Genomic DNA, 20154 nt, shown 5'->3' with positions numbered 1-20154 from the left:
ATCGCATGAAGATCGCATTCGACAAACTCGTGGCCGGCGGCATCGCCGTTGCCATCGCGGCACTCACCGCCAGCGTGGTGGTGGGCCTGGATCGGCCCGCACAGGCTGCCGCGGCCGCTGCGACGGTGGCCGTGCCCGCACCGGCCGGCAAGGCGGACCTGCGCCAGCCGGGCGTGAAGCGCGCCCAGGTGGTATTCGCCGGCGGCTGCTTCTGGGGCGTGCAGGGCGTGTTCCAGCACATCAAGGGCGTGGATAGTGCGCTCTCCGGTTACATCGGCGGCAGCGCGGCGAACGCGACCTACCCGCGCGTCGGCAGCGGCGGTACCGGGCATGCCGAGGCGGTGCAGGTGACCTACGACCCCTCGCAGGTGAGCTACGGCCAGTTGATGCAGGTGTTCTTCTCGGTGGCGCACGATCCGACCCAGCTCAACCGGCAGGGCCCGGACCGCGGCACCCAGTACCGCTCTGCGGTCTATGCAGACGACGCCGCCCAGCGCGATGCCACCCGCGCCTACATCGCCCAGCTGCAACAGGCCAGGACCTACGCCGCGCCGGTGGTCACCCAGGTCGACGGCGGCAAGCCGTTCTTCGCCGCCGAGGGCTACCACCAGAACTACCTCACGCTGCACCCCGAATCGCTGTACATCCGTATCAACGACCTGCCCAAGGTGGTCGCGCTGAAGCAGCAGTACCCGGCGCTGTACCGCGAGCAGCCGCGCCTGGTGAGCACCACGATTTCGGCCCGCTGAGCGCGCTCGGGAAGGAGAAAAAACGCACGGCACACAATGCCCTGCCGTGCGCGGGGGAAGTCGCAAGACCGCATGGTAGGCTGGCGCCAGGCGCGGATACAGATGCAGATGACTGGCATCCGCACGGTTACAGATTCTGTGGATGCAGCTGGCGATGGCGACCAACCTCTACCAATCCCTGGCCGATGAAATGGCCGACGCGATCCGCAGCGGTCGCTTGCCGGTCGGCGCCCGCCTGCCCTCGCTGCGCGGGCTGGCCACGCAGCGCAGCCTCAGCCTCAACACGGTGATCGCGGCCTATCGGCAGCTGGAAGACGCCGGGCTGGTGCTGCCGCGGCCCAAGGCCGGCTTCGTGGTCAGCCCGCGCCTGCCCGAACCCACGCAGTCGCTGCGGCAGGCACCGTCGCCGCCGAGCGCACCCGCCCAGCAGGCGATGATGGCGCGCGTGCTGGCCGCGCAGCAGCAGCCGGGCATCGTCGATCTGGCCTTCGCCGGCCCGCGCGGCAAGCGCTTCTATCCCGGCGCGCAGCTGGCCCGCAGTACCGCGCAGGTGCTGCGTCGTGCCGCCACCACGGTGGAGACCTACGCCCGCCCGAACGGCGCCGCGCGGCTGCTGGCGCAGATCGTGCAACGTGGGCCGCGGCTGGGGCTGCACACCACGGTGGATCGGCTGGTGCTGACCCATGGCGCGATGGAAGCCCTGCAGCTGGCCCTGCGCGTGGTGACAAAACCCGGCGATGCGGTGGCGATCGAAGCGCCCTCGTACTTCAACATCTACCCGCTGCTGCGCAGCCTGGGCCTGCGCGCGATCGAGCTGCCGACCCATCCACGCGACGGGCTCGATCTGGATGCGCTGGAAGCCCTGCTCGAGGCCGGGGGCATCGCCGCGATCATGGCCATGCCGACCGTGCACAATCCGCTCGGCGGCAGCATGCCGGTGCCGAACAAGCAGCGCCTGGCCGCACTGGTGAATCACTACGAGGTGCCGCTGATCGAAGATGCGGTCTACGCCGAACTGCAGTTCAAGGAGCCGCTGGAACCGCTGGCCAAGAGCTTTGATCGCGATGGCTGGATCATGGTCTGCAGTGGTTTCTCCAAGACACTGGCGCCGGATTACCGGATCGGCTGGCTCGACGGAGGTCGCTTCGCTGCCGATATCCAGCTGCTGAAATTCCATTCCTCCGGCGCCGAATCACGCCTGCTCGGCGATGCGGTGGCCGCATTCGTGGAGGCCGGAAACTACGAGCACCACCTGCGTGGGCTGCGCCGGCTCTACAGCGACCAGGTGGCCCACGTGCGTGGGCTGATCGCCCAGCATTTTCCGTCCGGCACCTCGGCCACCCAGCCGACCGGTGGCTTCCTGCTGTGGGTGGAACTGCCCGCGGCGATCGATGCCGGGAACCTGTTCGAGCACGCGCTGGCCGAAGGCGTGGTGTTCATGCCCGGCCAGGTGTACTCACGCGGTGCGCGATACCGGCATTGCCTGCGCCTGTCGTGCTGCCAGGAACTGGATGCGCGCTTCGTCGGTGCCATCGCCACCGTCGGCCGGCTGGCCAACGCGCTGCAGGCGCGCGCGGTGGGCTGACGCTCAGAACACCAGGCGGTCTGCCAGGCTCGCCGGATCCGCACCCGGCGCATACGGCAGGCGGCCCCAGCACGGCATCGGCAACCGCGCCTTGAGCAGCGCGACATTCTCATCGCGGCGCGCCATCGCCGGGTCCACCTCGTTGGCGATCCAACCGATGCAGTGCGCGCCGCGGGCCGCGATCGCCTCGGCGGTCAGCCGTGCGTGGTTGAGGCAACCCAGCCGCAGCCCGACCACCATCACCACCGGCAGCTTCAGCGCCTGCACCAGATCACTCTGGTCCAGCGTGGCCGACAGGGGCGCCAGCCAGCCGCCGACGCCCTCCACCACCACCGTGTCCGCGCTGGCACGCAGGCGTGCGAAGGCAGCTTCGATCGGCGCCAGCGACAGTTGCACGCCCGCTTCTGCCGCGGCGATCTCCGGCGCGAGCGGCTGCTCCAGCGCGAAGGGGTTCAGGTCGTCGTACCCGGGCGTCGGCACGCTGGCGGCCAGCAGGGCGGTGGCATCCTCGTTGCGTAGGCCCTGCGGGGTGCGCTCACAGCCGCTGGCGACCGGCTTCATGCCCACGGCCGTGCCGCCATGCCGGCGCAGGGCATGCAGCAGCACGCAGCTGCTGAAGGTCTTGCCGATGCCGGTATCGGTACCGGTGACGAACAGGGCGGCGGGCAACGGCGCAGGCAGGGACATGAAAGACGACCAGGGCTGGAAACGCGTCATTATCCGCCGTCCCGGCAGCGCCGCGCTGCGGTCTGCTGCGTTCCGCCGGCCCCGGCGCAGGCGGGCGTGCGGCTTGGTAGACTGCGGCCATGTTCGATACCTCCACGCTTACCGGCAGCAAGCCGGAACAGTACGGCCAGCTGCTGGCCCAGGCCCGTGCCCTGGTGCATGGCGAGCGCGACCGCATCGCCAATGCGGCCAACCTGTCGGCGCTGGTCTACCACGCCCTGCCGCACCTGAACTGGGTCGGCTTCTACTTCTTCGATGGCAAGGAGCTGGTCGTCGGCCCGTTCCAGGGCCTGCCCGCCTGCGTGCGCATTCCGCTCGACAAGGGCGTGTGTGGCGCCGCCGCCTCGCAGCGGGTTACCCAGCGCATCGAAGACGTGGACGCCTTCCCGGGCCACATCGCCTGCGACTCGGCCTCGCGCTCGGAGCTGGTGGTGCCGCTGGTCCACAACGGCAACCTGGTCGGTGTATTCGATCTGGACAGCCCGTCGCTGGCGCGCTTCGACGCCGAGGACCAGGCCGGCCTTGAAGCGATCGCCGCCGTGTTCGTCGAGGCCCTGGGATGAGTGGCGCCAAGCTGCGCAACATCGGCCCGAAGAGCGCAGCATGGCTGCGCCAGGTCGGTCTGCGTACGCCGGAAGACCTGGTGGCGGTCGGCGCCGTGGGTGCCTTCGTCAAGGTGCGCCGTGCCGGCTTCAAGCCGAGCCTGAACCTGCTCTATTCGCTGGAAGGCGCGCTGCAGGACTGCCACTGGCAGGAACTGCCGGAAGCACGCCGCACCGTGCTGGTGGCCGAGTACGAGGCCATCATCGCCGAGCAGCCGCTGAAAAAGGCGCCGCCCGCGTCCGGCCCGGTCTACGACCGCACGGTCGAGCATCGCGACGATGAGGGCGATGAGGCACCGCCGTTCGAGAGCGACGACGAGCCTCGCTGATCCGCACGGACCGACGCATCGTCGGTCCTGCGCGCTTCATACCTGCTGCAGTTCCAGCAGCTCCCCCAGAGTTGATCGTCTTCGCGCTCCACGCGCAGCCGCAGCCGCGTGCCGTGGTCGATGCGCAGCGCCCAGCACATCGCCATCGGCAACCCGCAGACCTGCGACAGCACCATCCGCAGCGGCCCGCCATGACTGACGATCAGGGTCGGCACCGGGTCCGGATCATCCAGCAGCCGATGCAGCCCACGCGCGATGCGGCGCTCGAAGTGGCCCCAGCTTTCGCCGTGCGGCGGCGGGTTGGCGTGTGGGTCCAGATGGAACGCCGACAGCGCGTCCATCGGCAGCGCCTCCAGCGCGGCACCATCCCAGTCGCCGAAATCCAGCTCTTCCCATTCCTGGTCAGTGTCCACCCCCCGCCCGAGCGGGGCCGCCAGCGCTTCGGCGGTGCGCACGGCGCGCTGCCGCGGCGAGCACAGCACGCGCTCCCAGGACAGCGCCGCGTAGCGCGCGCACAGCGCGTCGGTGGCGCCCTCATGCAGCGGTGGATCGGTACGGCCATCGAGATGGTCGTCGCGGCCGGTGCTGGCGTGGCGGATCAGGTCGAGGATCATGCCGGGCCCCCTCTGCTGCCCGCTGCGGCCGGCCGGTGAGGGTCACGGGCGTCGGTACCGGGGTGCTGCAACCACGTCGGGGTCATGGAGATCACATCGAAAAAGCGAGGCGCATTCTAACCGGTGCGCTCCACCGGCCCGGCCGATGGCTTAGACTGCGCCCACTTTCAGGTGACCCGGGGCTGCAATGCCGCCGGGTTGAAACGGGAAGCCGGTGACGCGTCAGGCCTCGTGCCCCGCCGCCACTCCGGCGCTGCCCCCGCAACGGTAAGCGAGGAAACACCAGGCAACACGCCACTGTGCTCCGGCATGGGAAGGCGCCTGGCACGATGGCACCGCCATCGACCCGCAAGCCCGGAGACCGGCCTGGAAGACGACTGGTTGCGATGCGGCGGGCATGGCGGCGGCAAGCAGGCGCCTGCGCGTCCGCCCACCGTCGAACTCCCTGCAGCGCGATCATCCCCACCCCTTGCCGCGCGGGCGTGCGCGGTGCATGGAGTCATCGATGAAGCTGCAGATCCAAGTCCTTTCCCTGGCCGTGTTGTCGGCCCTGCCCCTGCTGGCGTCGGCCCAGGACGAGGCGACCGCGCTGGACCAGGTACTGGTCACCGCCACCCGCACCCCGATCGCCCTGCAGGACAGCATCTCGCCGGCCCAGGTGATCGACCGCGCCGAGATCGAGCGCAGCCAGGCACCGTCGCTGCAGGACCTGCTGCGCGGCCGGGCCGGCATCAACCTCAACAACAGCGGTGGCCTGGGCAAGCAGAGCTCGCTGTTCCTGCGCGGCACCAACTCGGCCCACACCCTGGTGCTGATCGACGGCGTGCGCATCAACACCGGTGACCTCGGCCTGGCCATGATCCAGGACCTTCCGCTGGCGCAGATCGAGCGCATCGAGATCGTGCGTGGCCCGCAGTCCAGCCTGTACGGCGCCGACGCGATCGGTGGCGTGATCCAGATCTTCACCCGCCGCAATGCCGGCCAGTTCGCCCCGCACCTGCAGCTCGGCGGCGGCAGCAACGGCCTGCGCGAGGCCAGCGGTGGCTTCGGTGGCAGTGGCGAGCGTGGCTGGTTCGGCACCGACATCGCCTACCAGCACACCGACGGCATCAACGCCTGCCGCGGCTCCGTCTCGCCGTTCGCCGGCTGTGGCGCCAATGAGCCCGACCGCGATGGCTACCGCAACCTGTCGATGAGCCTGCGCGGCGGCTATGCGCTGACCGATACGCTGAGCCTGGAAGGCACCGCGCTGCGCGCCGAAGGCGAGAACCACTACGACGGCTACTACAACTACTCCGAGACCCTGCAGCAGGTGCTCGGTGGCAAGCTGCGCTACACGCCCAGCGCGCGCTTCAACCTGACCGTCAATGTCGGCCGGGCCGACAACGAATCGGACAACTTCAACGGTGATACGTGGCTGGGCAACGCGCAGACCCACCGTGACAGCGCCTCGGTGCAGGCCGATATCGGCATCGCCGATGGCCAGCTGCTGAGCGCCGGCGTGGACTGGAGCCAGGACAACCTGGACGGCAGCAGTGCCGGCTATCTGGTCGACAGCCGCGACAACACCGGCGTGTTCGTGCAGTACCAGGGCCGCTTCGGCGCGCACCACCTGCAGGCCAGCGTGCGAAACGACGACAACGAGCAGTTCGGCAACCACACCACCGGCAGCCTCGGCTGGGGCCTGGAGCTGGGCAGCGGCTTCCGCCTCAACGCCAGCTACGGCACGGCGTTCAAGGCCCCGACCTTCAGCGACCTCTACGACCCGTGGAGCGGCGTGCCGACCCTGGACCCGGAAAAATCCAAGAGCGCGAACGTCGGCATTGCCCAGCAGGGCGACGGCTGGCGCTGGGGCCTGGACGTGTACGAAACGCGCATCGATGATCTGATCACGTACGACGCGACGACCTTCATGATGTCGCAGGTCGAGAAGGCCCGCATCCGCGGCGCCGAACTGACCGGTGCGATCACCGTGGCCGGGTTCGACCTCAATGCACAGCTCAGCCACACCGACCCGCGCAACCGCACCGACGGCAGCCCGCAGTTCGACAATTGGCTGGCCCGCCGCGCCCAGAACACCGCGCGCCTGGACGTGGATCGCCGCTTCGGTGACTTCCGCGCCGGCCTCACCGCCAACGGCGCCGGCAAGCGTTACGACGATGCGGCCAACACCGTGCGCCTGGGTGGCTATGGCACCGTGGACCTGCGCCTGGAATACGCGCTGAGCCGCGACTGGTCGGTACTGGGCCGCGTCAGCAATGTGTTCGACCGCGATTACGAAACCGTTGCCTGGTACAACCAGCCGGGCCGCGAGTACCGCCTGAGCGTGCGTTACCAGCCGAAATAAGCGCACGGGACGGCGGCACCGCTGCCGTCCCGCCCTCGGCAGCTGCCGACCATTGGTCGGCACAACCATTGAACCTGGTAGGTGCCGACCGTTGGTCGGCACACGCGCATTAGAGCGCCAGCAGTTCCCGCAGATCGTCCATCACCGCCACCGCCGCGACGTTGTTTAGATCGAGCCCGCGCGGATACCCATAGCGCACCAGCGCTACCGGCATGCCTGCATCCACCGCGGCGCGGTAATCGGTGATCGAATCGCCCACCATCAGGGCCGCCTCGACGGCCACCTCGAAGTGCGCCGCGATATGCCGCAACGGCGCACCACTGGGCTTGCGTTCCGGCAGCGAATCTCCGCCCAGCACCAGCGCGAACTGATCCTGCAACCCGAAATGCTGCAGCAACGGCGCCACCAGCGCCGACGGCTTGTTGGTGCAGATCGCCAGCGTCACCGCGCGTTCGCGCAATGCGGCCAACGTGTCGGTCACACCATCAAACAGACGTGGGCTGCGCAACAGGCACGCCTCGTAGTGCCGCATGAAACCGGGCATCACCTTGTCCAGATCGACGGCGCTGCCAGCCGCATCGAATGCCTGCTCCACCAACCGGCGCACACCATCGCCGATCCAGGTCAGCACGGTGGCCTCGGGCACGCGCGGCAACTGCCAGTCCTCCAGCGTGCGGTTCAACGCCTCGGCGATATCGGCGGCGCTGTCCACCAGCGTGCCATCCAGATCGAACACCACCAACGGATACGGGTAAGACAAGGCAATGCTCACTTCCACAGCAGGGAAGGGCCATTGTACGGAGGTGCGTGTGTGATGCCGATGCACGCCCGGGTAGCGCCGCGTTTACAGCTGCGCCAGGAATTCCGGGCTGGCAAAACGTTCCACCAGGAAATCCAGGAAGCTGCGCATGATCGTCGGCAGCTGCCGGCGTGACGCATATACCGCGTGGATACCCAAGCCTTCCACTTCGTAATCAGGCAGCACCTCGATCAGCTCGCCACTGCGCAGCAACGGGGCGATCTGGTACGTCGGCAACATCGCGATGCCGGCGCCGGCACGTACCGCTTCGAGCAGCAGCGACGCTTCATTGGCACTAATGTTGCCGCCCACCACCACCGCGATCTTCCGTCCGTCGCGTTGCAGGTGCCACACGCTCTTGCCGACATAGTGGTGCGTCAGGCAGTTGTGCGCGGCCAGTGCATCGGCGGTGGTCGGCGTGCCGTGCTCGGTCAGGTACGACGGCGCCGCGCACAGCACCGAACGGCAGGGCGCCAACGGCCGCGCGATCAGACTCGGATCGATCGCGCGCGAAATGCGCACCGCGATGTCCACGCGCTCTTCGACCAGATTCACCACCCGATCCACCAGCAGCAGTTCCACGCGCGTGAGCGGATGCCGCTTGACGAACGCCGCCACCGCCGCCGCCAGGTGGATCTGCCCGAAGGAGACACTCGCGGTGACCCGCAGCAGCCCGTGCGGCTCGGGGTTGTCCGCGGCCAGCTCACCGCGCAGCTCATCACCGATCGCCAGCATCTGCCGGAACCGCAGCAGCGCGGCCTCGCCCGGGCCGGTCAAACTGATCCGGCGCGTGGTCCGGTGCAGCAGCCGCGCGCCCAGCCAGCGCTCCACCTCGGCCAGATAACGGGTCACCATCGCCCGCGACATCTCCAGTGCCTCCGCCGCTGCGGTCAGGCTGCCGCGCTCGGCGACCTCGACGAACACGTTCATGGCGGTCATCCGGTCCATTTGATCGATCCGTGCAACAAATTAGGCCGTTATACGCGGTTTTTCGTTCGATTCCAGAGGCATACGCTGGCCTTCCTTCCTAAACGGACATCCCCCATGAAAATCGCGCTTGTTGGTGCCACCGGCAACATCGGCCGTGAAATCGCCCGCCAGGCCCTCGCCCGCGGCCACCAGGTCACCGCCATCGTGCGCCGCGAGACCGACCTGCCGGCCGAACTGGAGGGCGCCCAGCTGGCCGTCGCCGCGCTGGACGATACCGATGCCCTGGCAGCCGTGATCGCCGGCCACGACGTGCTGGCCAGCGCCTTCGGCCCGCGCCCGGGTGATGCGCCGAGCACCGTGACCACCACCAGCGCCGCACTGGTCAAGGCAGCCCGCCAGGCCGGCGTACCGCGCTTCATCATGGTCGGCGGTGCCGGTAGCCTGGAAGTCGCCCCGGGCGTGCAACTGGTGGACACCGAGGGCTTCCCGGATGCCTACAAGCCGGTCGCCCTGGCCGCGCGCGAGACGCTGAAGCAGCTGCAGGCCGTCGACGACCTGGACTGGACCTTCTACTCGCCCGCCGCCGAGATCGGCCCCGGCCCGCAGCGCGGCGGCTTCCGCACCCAGGCGAAGAATTTCCTGGTCGGTGCCGACGGCCACAGCCGGATCAGCTACGCCGACTACGCCGACGCCTTCGTCAGCGAGATCGAAACCCCGCAGTACGTGCGGCAGATCGCCACGGTTGCGTACTGACCAGGCCGCCGATGTGAAGCAGCCGACCAACGGTCGGCTCTACCGGCCCCGGGGTGATGCCGGGGCCGTATCGCCCCGGGGTCATGTCGGGGCCGCACTACACAGGACTTCTTGAAATGCCGAACGTTTCCCGCACCACCCTGGCCCTGGCGTTGGCGCTCGGTACCGCGCTCACCGTCAGCCCACCGGCCATCAGCCACGCCGCTGCGGCCACCGCCGAAGCCCACGCGCTGCAGGTGCAGCCCTACCACCCCGGCGACGAGGCGCTGTTTTCGGTCGCGTCCACCCTGATCACCGGCCGCCACGACGCCATCCTGGTCGACGCCCAGTTCGCCGCATCCGACGCCGCCCAGCTGGTGCAGCGCATCCGCGCCTCCGGCAAACGGCTGACCACGATCTACATCAGCCACGGCGACCCCGACTACTACTTCGGCCTGGCCACCCTGCAGGAGGCCTTCCCCGGCGCCCAAGTCCTCGCCACCCCCGCAACCGTTGCCCACATCAACGCCACCCAGGCCGCCAAACTCGCGTACTGGGGCCCGCAGATGGGTGCAGGCAAACCCACCCGCATCGTCATCCCCGAACCCCTCGACGGCGACACCCTCACCCTCGAAGGCCAACCGATCAGGATCATCGGCCTCACCGGTCCCACCCCGGACCGCACCGTTCTGTGGATCCCCGCCCTGCGCACCATCCTCGGCGGCATCCCGATCGTCGCCGGCGAACACGTCTGGATGGCCGACACCCAAAGCGCGCAATCGCACGCGCACTGGCTGCAGACACTGGCCACCCTCAAAGCCCTGAAACCCACCCGCGTCATCCCGGGCCACTACGCAGCCGATGCCGCCCTGGACATCAGCGCCGTGGATTTCACCGCCGACTACATCCGCGCCTTCGACGAAGAAACGGCACGCAGCAACGACGCCAACGCACTGATTGCCGCGATGAAAAAACGCTATCCGACCCTGGCCGGCGAGAGCTCGCTGGAGCTGAGCGCGAAAGTAGCCAAGGGTGAAATGCAGTGGCCGTAAGGGCGCATTCGTAGAAGCCCAACGTCATTGCGCACATTGAAAAGCGCGACGCGTTTCCTCTCTGCGCACCGACCCAGTGTCGGAGGGACGGCGCGGGTGGGGTATCGGGACCGTGTGTTGCCATGGATGGCAACACACGAGCTTACATGGGTGAAGGCGCATTGCTTGCGAGGCACTGCCTCGCATGCGACTGAACGCACAGCCGCCAGCGGCTGGGCCGGGCCGCGGAGCGGGACTTGCAGCGGGTCCCGCTACCCCACCCGCGTCGTCCCAAACCCTCATCACCTGAACACCAGCGCATCCGCCGTTGACGTTGGCGTTAGCGTTAGCGTTGGGGTCAACGCTGATATCGATCTTGAAAAAGGCCAAAAAAACGACCAACTACACATCGCCAAGGTGATCAAACAACCCCGGCTGGCGCACCACCTCCCGCTCCCGGAATCCCCCCAACCCCACCCCCACCAACCGATACCGCGTCTCCAGCGGCAGCTCCACCCGCGCCCGCAACCCCAGCGCAATATCCCGCAGTTCCTCCATCGAATCCGGCGGCGACTCCGGCGTGAAACTGCGCGTAATGATCCGGAACTGCGAGGTCTTCAACTTCAACACCACCGTATGCCCCACCCGGTCGGTCTTGCGCGTCGCCTGCCACGTCTTCTCCGCCAACTGCACGATCGCCGGCGCCAGATCCTCCAGCAGCAGATCCTCCGCGAACGTGTCTTCCGACGAAATCGACTGCACCGGCTGATCCGGCTCCACCGGTCGCTCATCGATGCCGCGCGCACGATTGAACAAGCGCCCGCCGAACGTACCGAAGCGCGCCTCCAGTTCCTCCAGCGGCAGCGAACGCAGATCGCCCACCGTGGCGATGCCCAGCTCGGCCAGCTTGGCCGCCATCACCTTGCCCACGCCTGGCACGCGGTTCACCGGCAACGGCGTCAGGAACTGCTCGATGCGATGCGGCGGCACCACGAACTGCCCATCCGGCTTGCGCCAATCCGAGGCGATCTTGGCCAGGAACTTGTTCGGCGCGATCCCCGCCGACGCCGTCAGCTGCGTCTCCTCGCGGATCTGCGCGCGGATGATCTGCGCGATCTCCGTTGCCACCGTCATGCCGCCCTTGTGCTCGGTCACATCCAGATACGCCTCATCCAGCGAGAGCGGTTCCACCAGCTCCGTATGCCGCAGGAAAATCTCGCGCACCTGGCGCGACACCGCCTTGTAACGGACGAAATCCGGGGGCACGAACACCGCATCCGGACACAGCCGCTCCGCGCGTACCGCAGGCATCGCCGAGCGCACGCCGAACACGCGTGCTTCGTAGGAGGCCGCGCACACCACCGAGCGCATGCCGCGCCACGCCACCACCACCGGTTTGCCCCGCAACGTTGGATCGTCGCGCTGCTCCACGGACGCGTAAAACGCATCCATGTCGACGTGAATGATCTTGCGGGGGCGGGACACGGTCGTCGGTACTCGAATTCAGATGAACAAGATTACAGCCACACGCTGCAGTATGGTTGTTGGATAACAACAACATGCGTTTTTGAACCTGAAAACACTACGGCGGCGTACGGTTAAAACGTTTGATTGAATCACTTTTCCTCATGCACTCTTGAGCACTTGCTTCATGCAAGAGCAGTCGACCTGTGGTCGGCTCACCCCGACGACAACTTCTTCAGGATTGCGTTTTCCATGACTCGTCTCAACGCGTTCTCGCGCGACCAGCTGCTGGCCAGCGCCCGCGGTGAACTGTTCGGCCCGGGCAGCGGTCGCCTGCCCAATGATCCGATGCTGATGTTCGATCGCATCACCGATATCCGCGAGGACGGCGGCCCGCACGGCAAAGGCATGGTACGCGCCGAACTGGATATCCGCCCTGACCTGTGGTTCTTCGACTGCCATTTCCTCGGCGACCCGGTCATGCCCGGCTGCCTCGGCCTGGATGCCATGTGGCAGCTGACCGGCTTCTTCCTGACTTGGATCGGTGCGCCCGGCCGTGGCCGCGCCCTGGGTTGCGGTGAAGTGAAGTTCACCGGGCAGGTGCTGCCCAACGCCAAGCTGGTCACTTACGAAATCGATATCTCGCGCGTCATCAACCGCAAGCTGGTGATGGCCCAGTCCGACGCCCGCATGCTCGTCGATGGCCGCGAAATCTACGCTGCCAAAGACCTGCGTGTAGGTCTGTTCACTTCCACTGAGAACTTCTGATGCGTCGCGTCGTCATTACCGGAATGGGCATCACCTCGTGCCTGGGCAACGATCTGGACACCGTGTCCTCGGCACTGCGTGAAGGCCGCGCCGGCATCCGCCACCTGCCCGACCACGCCGAAGCCGGCCTGCGCAGCCACGTCGGCGGCAACATCGAACTGGACCTGGATGCGCAGATCGACCGCAAGGTGAAGCGCTTCATGAGCGATGCCTCGGCCTACGCCTACATCGCCATGCGCGACGCCATCGCCGATGCCGGCCTGGACGAGGCGCAGGTCGCCAACCCGCGTACTGGCCTGATCGCCGGCTCCGGTGGCGGCTCCAGCCAGTGGCAGGTGGAATCGGCCGATATCCTGCGCGCCCGTGGCGTGCGCAAGGTCGGCCCGTACATGGTGCCGCGCACGATGTGCTCCACCGTGTCGGCCTGCCTGGCCACCGCGTTCCAGATCAAGGGCCTGAGCTACTCGCTGTCGGCCGCCTGCGCTACCTCGGCGCACTGCATCGGCGCCGCCGCCGACCTGATCCGCCACGGCGCACAGGACGTGATGTTCGCCGGTGGTGGTGAAGACCTGCACTGGTCGATGAGCGTGATGTTCGATGCGATGGGCGCGCTGTCGACCCGTTTCAACGAGACCCCGGCCTCGGCGTCGCGCCCGTACGACAAGGACCGCGACGGCTTCGTCATCGCCGGTGGCGGCGGCATGCTGGTGCTGGAAGACTACGACCACGCCGTGGCCCGTGGCGCGCGCATCTACGCCGAACTGGTCGGCTACGGCGTCACCTCCGACGGTGCCGACATGGTCGCCCCGTCCGGTGAAGGCGCGGTGCGCTGCATGAACATGGCGATGGAGCACCTCACCGGCCCGATCGACTACCTCAACACGCACGGCACCTCGACCCCGCTGGGCGATGTCACCGAGCTGAAGGCGGTCCGTGAAGTGTTCGGCGAGACCATCCCGCCGCTGTCCTCGACCAAGGCGCTGTCCGGCCACTCGCTGGGCGCGGCAAGCGTGCACGAAGCGATCTACTGCCTGCTGATGATGCGTGACGGCTTCATCGCCGGCTCGGCCAACATCGGCGAGCTGGACCCGCTGGTGGAAGGCTTCCCGATCGTGCGCGAGACGCAGCCGGCACAGCTGAACACCGTGATGTCCAACAGCTTCGGCTTTGGTGGCACGAACGCAGCGCTGGTGTTCAGCCGCATCTGATTGCAGCGGCGACGTACACGAAAAAGCCCGGCCATGTGCCGGGCTTTTTTATGCCGGTGTATCGGCGAGCCGAGCCCCGCTGCCGCTGGCAGGCCGTTGGGCAAACTCAAGGAGGAGGCAACAACGGCATCAACAACGCCCGCGCATCCAGCAGCGAACCCACGATGCGATGCCCCAGTGCACGCAGTTCCTCATCCGGGTGCACCAGGTCCGGCACCTGGATCGCGGTCATGCCCGCACCCACCGCCGCGCGGATGCCGGCCGGGGAATCTTCCAGCGCCAGGCAGCGCGCCGGGTCCTTGCCCAGCTTCTGCGCCGCGAGCAGGTAGATGTCCGGCGCCGGCTTGGGACGCGACACGTCACTGCTGGTCACCACCACCTCGAAGAACGGCAGCAGGCCGGCGGCGGCCAACTTGCGCGAGGCGCGCGGCTGGCGCGTGGAGGTTGCGACCGCGCGCGGCACACCGTGATCGTGCAGCAGCTGCAGGATCTCCAGGATGCCCGGGCGCAGCGGCAGGCCCTGCTGCGTGCGCGCTTCATACAGGTCATGGCAGCGCGCGAACAGCGCAGCGACCTGCTCGGCATTCACCGTCTGCAGCAGCAGGCACTCGCAGTCGCGGTCACCCAGGCCCACCATGCGCAGCCAGAACCCCTCCGGGAACGGCAGCGCCAGTTCCTGCGCCGCCTGCGACCAGCACGCGATCGAGACCCGCTCGCTGTCGATCATCAGGCCGTCCATGTCGAAGATGACGGCGTCGGGCAGGAACGGCAGCGCGGCCAAAGCACTCATGGGACGTTGAACAGTGTCTCGAGATCGGCGGCATCGAGCATGCGCCACTCGCCTTCCGGCAGATCGCCCAGCGAGAGCCCGCCGATGCGGCTGCGGTGCAGCGCCTCGACGTGGTTGCCGACCGCCGCGAACATCCGGCGCGCCTGGTGGTAGCGGCCCTCGTGCAGGACCAGCTGCGCCTGGCGCGGGCCGTTCACGTGCAGCTCGGCCGGCAGCAACGGCTTGTCGTCCGCTTCCAGCAGCAGCCCGCCGCTGGCGAAACGCGCGGTTTCATCGCCGCGCAGGTCCTCGGCCAGGGTGACCTCGTAGGCCTTGTCCAGGCGCGACTTCGGCGACACGATCCGGTGCAGCAGCGCGCCGTCATCGGTCATCAGCAGCAGGCCGCTGGTGTCGCGGTCCAGGCGGCCCACCGAGGACAGCACCGGCGCACGCTCGCGGTAACGCGGCGGCAGCAGGTCGTAGATCAGCCGGCCTTTGTCCTTGGTCGAACAGGTGTAACCGCGCGGCTTGTGCAGCATCAGGGTCAGCCCCTGCGGCGGATCCAGCGGCTCGCCCTCGACCCGGATCGCCTCATGCGCGACCGCGTCGTCGGCGTACAGCACCTCGCCGTCGGCATCGGTGATCAGGCCAGCGCGGAACATCCCCTGCACCTGCTTGCGGCTGCCATAGCCCAGGTTGGCCAACAGCTTGACCAGCTTCATGCGCGGCCTCCGCGGCCCCACTTCGGCTCGGTGCTGCGCGGGGCACGGGCCGGGGTCGCGCTCTTGCTCGCCTTGGTCGCTTCGATCAGCTTGAAGCCATCGCGCTCGGCGGCCACGCGGACCTGGCCGAAGCTTTCGTTGAGGATCTGCTCGTACGGCAGATGGCGGTTGGCCACCAGCCACATCCGCCCGCCCGGGCGCAGCGCCTGCGCGGCCACGGCGATGAAGCGCTGGCCGATGTCGGGACGGTCGGCGCGCGAGGGCGTGTGGAACGGCGGGTTGGTCACGATGAAGTCGTACTCGCCCTCGATCCCGGCGGTGACGTCCTGCCAGTGGAAGCCGAGCGCCGCCGGCTTGCCCAGCGCGGCAAGGTTCTCGCGGGCCAGGGCCAGGGCGCGGCCTTCGGCCTCGTACAGGTCCAGCGCGCTCACGTTCGGGCAGCGGGCCAGCACTTCAGCGGAGAGGTAGCCGAAGCCGGCCCCCAGGTCAGCGCCACGGCCGGCCAGGTCGGCCGGCAGCTGCTCCACCAGCAGCGCCGAGGCCGGGTCGATGCGGTCCCAGGCGAAGATGCCGGGGCGGCTCTGGAAGCGGCCGCCCAGGATCGCGCGCGGCGCGTCCAGCGACGCCCAGCGCTGCGCCAGCGCGGCGTCGTGCTGGCCATTGAGCGGCGCGGTCCAGTAGGCGCGGCAGTGGTTCTTGGTCAGCTTGCCGCCCAGGCCGGCCAACTGCTGCAGGTCGCCTTCGCCGGAGCGGGCACCTTCGTTGTTGTGCTGGCAGGCCACCACGATGCCGCCGGGCGCGGCCAGCGCCAGCGCACGGGCGAACAGGGCCTTGGCCTCCTCGCGCTGGCGCGGCGGCAGGACCAGCACCACGGCGTAGCGGGTGGCGTCGCTGGCCAGCTGCTGCTCGTCGCGTACGGTCCAGCCACTGGCTTCCAGCGCATCGGCGAACGGGCGGAAGCTCTGCTCGCAGGCCAGCTGGGCCGGCTGGGCGTGCTCGCGCAGCGGCGCGCCGTCGCGGGCGCGCAGGAACAGCACGGGGCCGGCCGGCCAGGACAGTGCGCCACTGGCGAAGGGCAGGAACAGGGTTTCCAGGGGAGCGTCGTGCTGGGCAGCCATGCGGGGGCACATCTTGAAAAGAGGCCGCCATTCTACCGGTTCGCCCCGCCGGACCCGGATTTGCGTTTATTCAACGTCCTGTTGATGCCCTGACAACATCCAAACCGGCAGGGTGGAGCCTCACTTCCCGTGGAGATGGCTCATGCGTGCATTGTTCGTCGGTGGCGTAGTCGACAACAGCGAAATGGACATGGAGGGCAGCCAACCACCGGTGCATTACCCCGAAGACACCGGCGGCGGCCATTCGCGCTACCGCCTGCACCAGATCGGGAAGACCTCCGATGGCAACGTAGCCTATGCGGTCTATGGGGCGCCGGACATGGCCGATGAAGAGGTGGCGCGGATCGCCGATGAGCGCGCCTACGCGCGTCGCTTTGAAGCCGAGCCCAGCGAATTCACCCACTGAGCCGGCGCCGATGCACTGCCCGCCGCGATCACTCGCGGTAGGGCAGCTGCCGGATGGCCCTGATCTGATCGAGCCAGATGAGGTGCTGCTGGACCGGCGTATCCAGATCGTCCAATCGCAGCTGGCCGTTGCTGCCTTCATGTTCGTCGGCATCGCGGTACTGCTGCAGCGTCGGCTGCACTGCCACGGTGCCCAGCAGGCGGCTGCCGTCATCAAGCGTGAGCTCGACCTGGGTCTGGCCGTGCAGCTGCGGCAGCAGCGCTTCCAGGGCCGCGATGGCGGCCGGATCGGTGTGGATGCGGGGGGCGTAACGTGACATGGCAACTCCTGTGGCGTACGCCCTCAGTGTGCCCGCCGCGGCGTCAACACATTGCCAACGGCTGCCGGCAGCGGCGCCGGCTCAGCGGCTGGCGAGTACGCCACGCACCGCGGCCACCAGCTGGGCGACCGAATAGGGCTTGGCCACGTGCTCCTGGAAGCCTGACGCCAATGCGCGCTTGCGGTCGTCCGCACGCGCCAGCGCCGTCACCGCCACCGCCGGCAACGCCTCTGGCTCGACGCCCATGTTGTCGCGCAATGTGCGTACCAGGCCGTACCCATCCATGCCCGGCATGCCGATGTCGGTCAGCAGGGCATCGATACCGCTGTGGCCGTTTTCGTTGAGCAGTGCCAGCGCTTCGCCGGCAGAGGATGCCGTGGTAACCGAAGCGCCCTGCTCTTCCAACAGCCGCCGCAGGTACTCCAGCACTTCGGGCTGGTCTTCCACGGCCAGCAGGTGCAGGCCCTTGAGCGGATACGGCTCGATGATCTGTTCGGTGATCGGCCCGCTGAACACTTCGCGCAGCGGGCGGCCATCGGCCTGCGGCTGATAGCGCGGCAGGCGCACGTTGAAGCTGGCACCCTGGCCGTGGCCTTCGCTACTGGCCGCAACCACGCCACCATGCAGTTCCACCAGCTGCTGGACGATCGCCAGCCCCAGCCCCAGGCCGCCATGGCGACGCGTGGTGGTGCCGTCGGCCTGGCGGAAGCGGCTGAACAGATGGCGCAGGAACTCCGGCGCGATGCCGTCGCCGGAATCGGTCACGGTGATCGACCAGTGCCCGCCATCGGCGGCCAGGGTGAGCACCACGCGCCCTTCGGCCGGGGTGAATTTGATGGCGTTGGACAGCAGGTTCCACAGCACCTGCTGCAGGCGCGTGGCATCGCCGAGCACCAGGCACGGCTCGTCGGGCATCACCAGTTCCATCGAGAGCGCTTTGCCTTCGGCGACCAGCTCCTGTGCACGCATGGCCTCTTCCAGCTGCGCACGCAGATCCAGCATTTCCACTTCCAGCTGGACCTTGCCCAGCAGCATGCTGCTCAGGTCCAGCATGTCCGAGATCAGCCGCTTCTGCGCCATCGCACTGTTGGCGATCACGCCCAGCCCCTTGTACATCGGGCTGGTGTTGTCGATGCGCTGCAACAGCAGTTCGCTCCAGCCCAGGATGGTGGTGAGCGGGGTGCGCAGCTCGTGCGAAAGCGTGGCCAGGAACTCATCCTTCAGCCGCGCCATGTTCTCGGCGGCGCTGCGCGCGGCACGCTCGGACTGCAGCAGTTCTTCGCGCGCCATTTCGATTTCGCGACGCTCGGTCACATCAGGGCTGCTGCCGGCCAGGCCGATGAAACGGCCCATCCTGGAAAAGCGGGGCCGCGCGTTCATTTCCAGCCAGCGCCATTGGCCATCGGCGCGACGGCCGCGCACCAGCGCATGCATGGAGCGCTGCGACTTCAGTGCCTCCTGCAGTTCGTAATCGAACACCGAGGCATCGTCGGGATGCACCAGGCCACGCCACACATCGTCCGGTACGCGCTGCTCGTCGCCGCCGAAGAACTCGCTGAAGGCACTGTTGACGAAGCGCGAATGCCCGCGCTCATCCAGGACCCACACCGGCATCGGCAGGCCATCGGCCAGCGCACTGAAGCGCGCCTCGCTTTCGGCCAGCTCCACCTCGATGTGCTTGCGGTTGGTGATGTCGAAGAACACCACGGCCACCAGATGCTCGTCCGGTTCGCCAACGCTGACCGCCTCGACCGAATACCACCGGTTCAGCGCGCGTGCTTCCATCTCGAACTGCCGGGCCTGGCCGCTCAGTGCCACCTCGCCATAGGTGCGGTACCAGTCCGTCTCATGGCCGGGCTGCAGGCTGGTCATCCGCTGCCCGCAGACATTGTTCAAGCCGGTATTGCGCGAAAACGCCTCGTTGACCTCCACGAACCGGTAATCCACGCCCACCCCGGCATCGTCGAAGATCACCTCGATGATGCAGAACCCCGCATTCAGGCGCTCAAGGACCGTGCGATACAGGGCCGGATCCGGCGATGAAGCCAGGAAAGAGGCGCGTTCCAACGTCGAAGTGGGCAGGCTGGGCAAGGGCTTCAATGAGGCAACTGGCGAAACAGAGGAGGACAGGATCGGCCAACGCGCGTATTCGCAGCGTCAAGCGCCGGGGGTCTGGGGCGGGCCTGGGTGAATTGGCGCCAACCGCAGACGCGGAGCATACACGCGTGGATTGTCCGCCACCCGGATCGGGATCACACTGGTACCTGATCCCACTTGTGATCGCGACCCAGGCATTGTCATGAACCGCACCTCCCTGATCGCCGGGGCCCTGGCCGGGCTGCTGCTCATCGGCAGCGCCGCGGCCGCCCCGCGTACCGTGACCGACCCGCAGGCCCCGCGCGCGCTCAAGACCGAAGGCCCTGTCCAGGTGACCTGGACCGACCCGGCACAGTTCACCGAGATCCGGCTGAGCAACAACCGCTTCGAGGCCGAACGCGGCGACTGGGTGCAGCAACTGGCCAAGTATGTGCAGACCACGGCCAGCAAGGCGCTGCAGCCCGGCCAGACGCTGCAGGTCACCTTTACCGATATCAAGCGCGCCGGCGATTACGAGCCCTGGCATGGCCCTCGCGCCAACGACATCCGGGTGATGCGCGATATCTACCCCCGCGCGTGACCCTCACCTACACCCTGAAGGATGCGCAGGGCCAGGTGATCAGCGAAGGGGAACGCAAGCTGCAGGACACCGGCTACCTGCACAATATCGGGCGACAGAGCGACACCGACCCGCTGCGCTATGAGAAGCGCCTGCTGGATGACTGGATCCGGCGCGACCTGCGCAACGAGGCCACGGCCAGCACCTGAGCCCTTGGGCCCACATGAGAAAGGCGGCGCATCAGCGCCGCCTTTTTTCATGCACGCGGTATCGCCGGTGG

Annotated in this window: 20 protein-coding genes, 1 pseudogene and 1 riboswitch; of the genes and pseudogenes, 11 read left to right on the top strand and 10 right to left on the bottom strand. The window is 67.9% G+C overall.

Features of this window, described 5'->3' with window-relative positions; translation table 11 throughout:
• The first annotated feature begins 5 nt into the window (after positions 1–5).
• Positions 6–749 (top strand): peptide-methionine (S)-S-oxide reductase MsrA, encoded by a 744-nt coding sequence (gene msrA, locus BIZ42_RS11785; RefSeq protein WP_070426548.1) that lies wholly within the window; start codon positions 6–8, stop codon positions 747–749.
• Positions 750–903: 154 nt separating this feature from the next.
• A complete protein-coding gene (locus tag BIZ42_RS11780) occupies positions 904–2334 on the top strand; it encodes a PLP-dependent aminotransferase family protein (RefSeq protein ID WP_237393498.1) in 1431 nt (476 codons plus the stop codon).
• A 3-nt stretch (positions 2335–2337) separates the two neighbouring features.
• Here the strand turns inward: BIZ42_RS11780 and bioD are convergent, their stop codons facing one another.
• Entirely contained in the window at positions 2338–3021 is a 684-nt protein-coding gene (bioD, locus tag BIZ42_RS11775) for a dethiobiotin synthase (RefSeq protein WP_046273813.1), read from the bottom strand.
• Between the two features lie 119 nt (positions 3022–3140).
• Here bioD and BIZ42_RS11770 point away from each other — a divergent pair, with 119 nt between their 5' ends.
• Both BIZ42_RS11770 and BIZ42_RS11765 read left to right on the top strand, forming a co-directional pair.
• Entirely contained in the window at positions 3141–3623 is a 483-nt protein-coding gene (locus BIZ42_RS11770; protein ID WP_046273812.1) for a GAF domain-containing protein, read from the top strand.
• Positions 3620–3991 carry a TfoX/Sxy family protein gene (locus BIZ42_RS11765; protein WP_070426546.1) on the top strand — a complete coding sequence of 124 codons (372 nt, stop codon included), beginning with the start codon at positions 3620–3622 and terminating at the stop codon, positions 3989–3991. Before BIZ42_RS11770 ends, BIZ42_RS11765 begins: the two co-directional genes overlap by 4 nt.
• On the opposite strand, the gene BIZ42_RS11760 is transcribed toward BIZ42_RS11765, so the two are convergent.
• A complete protein-coding gene (locus tag BIZ42_RS11760) occupies positions 3913–4605 on the bottom strand; it encodes a histidine phosphatase family protein (protein ID WP_237393497.1) in 693 nt (230 codons plus the stop codon). The genes BIZ42_RS11765 and BIZ42_RS11760 overlap by 79 nt on opposite strands.
• 152 nt (positions 4606–4757) lie before the next feature.
• Positions 4758–4990, top strand: a riboswitch (cobalamin riboswitch).
• A 120-nt stretch (positions 4991–5110) separates the two neighbouring features.
• Between BIZ42_RS11760 and btuB the strand changes: the two genes are divergently transcribed.
• Complete coding sequence (btuB, locus tag BIZ42_RS11755; RefSeq protein ID WP_070426545.1) at positions 5111–6952, top strand: TonB-dependent vitamin B12 receptor; 1842 nt, start codon at positions 5111–5113, stop codon at positions 6950–6952.
• Between the two features lie 109 nt (positions 6953–7061).
• Here the strand turns inward: btuB and gph are convergent, their stop codons facing one another.
• A complete protein-coding gene (gph, locus tag BIZ42_RS11750) occupies positions 7062–7712 on the bottom strand; it encodes a phosphoglycolate phosphatase (RefSeq protein ID WP_070427523.1) in 651 nt (216 codons plus the stop codon).
• Positions 7713–7796: 84 nt separating this feature from the next.
• Complete coding sequence (locus BIZ42_RS11745; protein ID WP_070426544.1) at positions 7797–8699, bottom strand: LysR family transcriptional regulator; 903 nt, start codon at positions 8697–8699, stop codon at positions 7797–7799.
• Between the two features lie 96 nt (positions 8700–8795).
• On the opposite strand from BIZ42_RS11745, the gene BIZ42_RS11740 reads away from it, so the two are divergent.
• Together BIZ42_RS11740 and BIZ42_RS11735 are read left to right on the top strand one after the other, a co-directional pair.
• A complete protein-coding gene (locus tag BIZ42_RS11740; protein ID WP_070426543.1) occupies positions 8796–9434 on the top strand; it encodes an NAD(P)H-binding protein in 639 nt (212 codons plus the stop codon).
• Between the two features lie 116 nt (positions 9435–9550).
• Positions 9551–10465 (top strand): MBL fold metallo-hydrolase, encoded by a 915-nt coding sequence (locus BIZ42_RS11735; protein WP_070426542.1) that lies wholly within the window; start codon positions 9551–9553, stop codon positions 10463–10465.
• 381 nt (positions 10466–10846) lie between these two features.
• Here the strand turns inward: BIZ42_RS11735 and dinB are convergent, their stop codons facing one another.
• On the bottom strand, positions 10847–11929 hold the full coding sequence (gene dinB, locus BIZ42_RS11730; RefSeq protein WP_070426541.1) for a DNA polymerase IV: 1083 nt from the start codon (positions 11927–11929) through the stop codon (positions 10847–10849).
• Positions 11930–12160: 231 nt separating this feature from the next.
• Here dinB and fabA point away from each other — a divergent pair, with 231 nt between their 5' ends.
• Together fabA and fabB are read left to right on the top strand one after the other, a co-directional pair.
• Positions 12161–12676, top strand: coding sequence for a 3-hydroxyacyl-[acyl-carrier-protein] dehydratase FabA (fabA, locus tag BIZ42_RS11725; RefSeq protein WP_019185765.1), 516 nt, complete (start codon positions 12161–12163; stop codon positions 12674–12676).
• Positions 12676–13884 (top strand): beta-ketoacyl-ACP synthase I, encoded by a 1209-nt coding sequence (gene fabB, locus BIZ42_RS11720; protein ID WP_019185764.1) that lies wholly within the window; start codon positions 12676–12678, stop codon positions 13882–13884. Before fabA ends, fabB begins: the two co-directional genes overlap by 1 nt.
• Positions 13885–13990: 106 nt before the next feature.
• Here fabB and BIZ42_RS11715 read toward each other — a convergent pair whose 3' ends face one another.
• Genes BIZ42_RS11715 through BIZ42_RS11705 form a run of 3 tightly spaced genes read right to left on the bottom strand, consistent with a single transcriptional unit; the run spans position 13991 to position 16493 of the window.
• A complete protein-coding gene (locus BIZ42_RS11715) occupies positions 13991–14674 on the bottom strand; it encodes an HAD family phosphatase (RefSeq protein ID WP_070426540.1) in 684 nt (227 codons plus the stop codon).
• Positions 14671–15375 (bottom strand): pseudouridine synthase, encoded by a 705-nt coding sequence (locus BIZ42_RS11710; protein ID WP_070426539.1) that lies wholly within the window; start codon positions 15373–15375, stop codon positions 14671–14673. Before BIZ42_RS11710 ends, BIZ42_RS11715 begins: the two co-directional genes overlap by 4 nt.
• Positions 15372–16493 (bottom strand): class I SAM-dependent methyltransferase, encoded by a 1122-nt coding sequence (locus BIZ42_RS11705; RefSeq protein WP_070426538.1) that lies wholly within the window; start codon positions 16491–16493, stop codon positions 15372–15374. Before BIZ42_RS11705 ends, BIZ42_RS11710 begins: the two co-directional genes overlap by 4 nt.
• Before the next feature lie 142 nt (positions 16494–16635).
• Between BIZ42_RS11705 and BIZ42_RS11700 the strand changes: the two genes are divergently transcribed.
• Positions 16636–16899: a hypothetical protein gene (locus BIZ42_RS11700; RefSeq protein ID WP_019185760.1), complete on the top strand. Its 264-nt coding sequence runs from the start codon at positions 16636–16638 to the stop codon at positions 16897–16899.
• A gap of 28 nt (positions 16900–16927) precedes the next feature.
• Here BIZ42_RS11700 and BIZ42_RS11695 read toward each other — a convergent pair whose 3' ends face one another.
• Both BIZ42_RS11695 and BIZ42_RS11690 read right to left on the bottom strand, forming a co-directional pair.
• Positions 16928–17218 (bottom strand): DUF3247 family protein, encoded by a 291-nt coding sequence (locus tag BIZ42_RS11695; RefSeq protein WP_046272912.1) that lies wholly within the window; start codon positions 17216–17218, stop codon positions 16928–16930.
• A gap of 81 nt (positions 17219–17299) precedes the next feature.
• Positions 17300–19285: an ATP-binding protein gene (locus BIZ42_RS11690; protein WP_070426537.1), complete on the bottom strand. Its 1986-nt coding sequence runs from the start codon at positions 19283–19285 to the stop codon at positions 17300–17302.
• 232 nt (positions 19286–19517) lie between these two features.
• Between BIZ42_RS11690 and BIZ42_RS11685 the strand changes: the two are divergent.
• Positions 19518–20083, top strand: a pseudogene (locus BIZ42_RS11685) (DUF3016 domain-containing protein).
• Positions 20084–20154 lie beyond the last annotated feature (71 nt).

Source organism: Stenotrophomonas sp. LM091, from assembly GCF_001806305.1.
Lineage (GTDB): Bacteria > Pseudomonadota > Gammaproteobacteria > Xanthomonadales > Xanthomonadaceae > Stenotrophomonas > Stenotrophomonas bentonitica_A.
This window is presented reverse-complemented; position numbering and strand designations above follow the sequence as displayed.

Bases quoted from the DNA above. Each gene is read 5' to 3' on its own strand.
- msrA (WP_070426548.1), top strand. From the start codon at position 6: ATGAAGATCGCATTCGACAAACTCGTGGCCGGCGGCATCGCCGTTGCC.
- BIZ42_RS11780 (WP_237393498.1), top strand. From the start codon at position 904: ATGGCGACCAACCTCTACCAATCCCTGGCCGATGAAATGGCCGACGCG.
- bioD (WP_046273813.1), bottom strand. From the start codon at position 3,021: ATGTCCCTGCCTGCGCCGTTGCCCGCCGCCCTGTTCGTCACCGGTACC.
- BIZ42_RS11770 (WP_046273812.1), top strand. From the start codon at position 3,141: ATGTTCGATACCTCCACGCTTACCGGCAGCAAGCCGGAACAGTACGGC.
- BIZ42_RS11765 (WP_070426546.1), top strand. From the start codon at position 3,620: ATGAGTGGCGCCAAGCTGCGCAACATCGGCCCGAAGAGCGCAGCATGG.
- BIZ42_RS11760 (WP_237393497.1), bottom strand. From the start codon at position 4,605: ATGATCCTCGACCTGATCCGCCACGCCAGCACCGGCCGCGACGACCAT.
- btuB (WP_070426545.1), top strand. From the start codon at position 5,111: ATGAAGCTGCAGATCCAAGTCCTTTCCCTGGCCGTGTTGTCGGCCCTG.
- BIZ42_RS11745 (WP_070426544.1), bottom strand. From the start codon at position 8,699: ATGGACCGGATGACCGCCATGAACGTGTTCGTCGAGGTCGCCGAGCGC.
- BIZ42_RS11740 (WP_070426543.1), top strand. From the start codon at position 8,796: ATGAAAATCGCGCTTGTTGGTGCCACCGGCAACATCGGCCGTGAAATC.
- BIZ42_RS11735 (WP_070426542.1), top strand. From the start codon at position 9,551: ATGCCGAACGTTTCCCGCACCACCCTGGCCCTGGCGTTGGCGCTCGGT.
- fabA (WP_019185765.1), top strand. From the start codon at position 12,161: ATGACTCGTCTCAACGCGTTCTCGCGCGACCAGCTGCTGGCCAGCGCC.
- fabB (WP_019185764.1), top strand. From the start codon at position 12,676: ATGCGTCGCGTCGTCATTACCGGAATGGGCATCACCTCGTGCCTGGGC.
- BIZ42_RS11715 (WP_070426540.1), bottom strand. From the start codon at position 14,674: ATGAGTGCTTTGGCCGCGCTGCCGTTCCTGCCCGACGCCGTCATCTTC.
- BIZ42_RS11710 (WP_070426539.1), bottom strand. From the start codon at position 15,375: ATGAAGCTGGTCAAGCTGTTGGCCAACCTGGGCTATGGCAGCCGCAAG.
- BIZ42_RS11705 (WP_070426538.1), bottom strand. From the start codon at position 16,493: ATGGCTGCCCAGCACGACGCTCCCCTGGAAACCCTGTTCCTGCCCTTC.
- BIZ42_RS11700 (WP_019185760.1), top strand. From the start codon at position 16,636: ATGCGTGCATTGTTCGTCGGTGGCGTAGTCGACAACAGCGAAATGGAC.
- BIZ42_RS11695 (WP_046272912.1), bottom strand. From the start codon at position 17,218: ATGTCACGTTACGCCCCCCGCATCCACACCGATCCGGCCGCCATCGCG.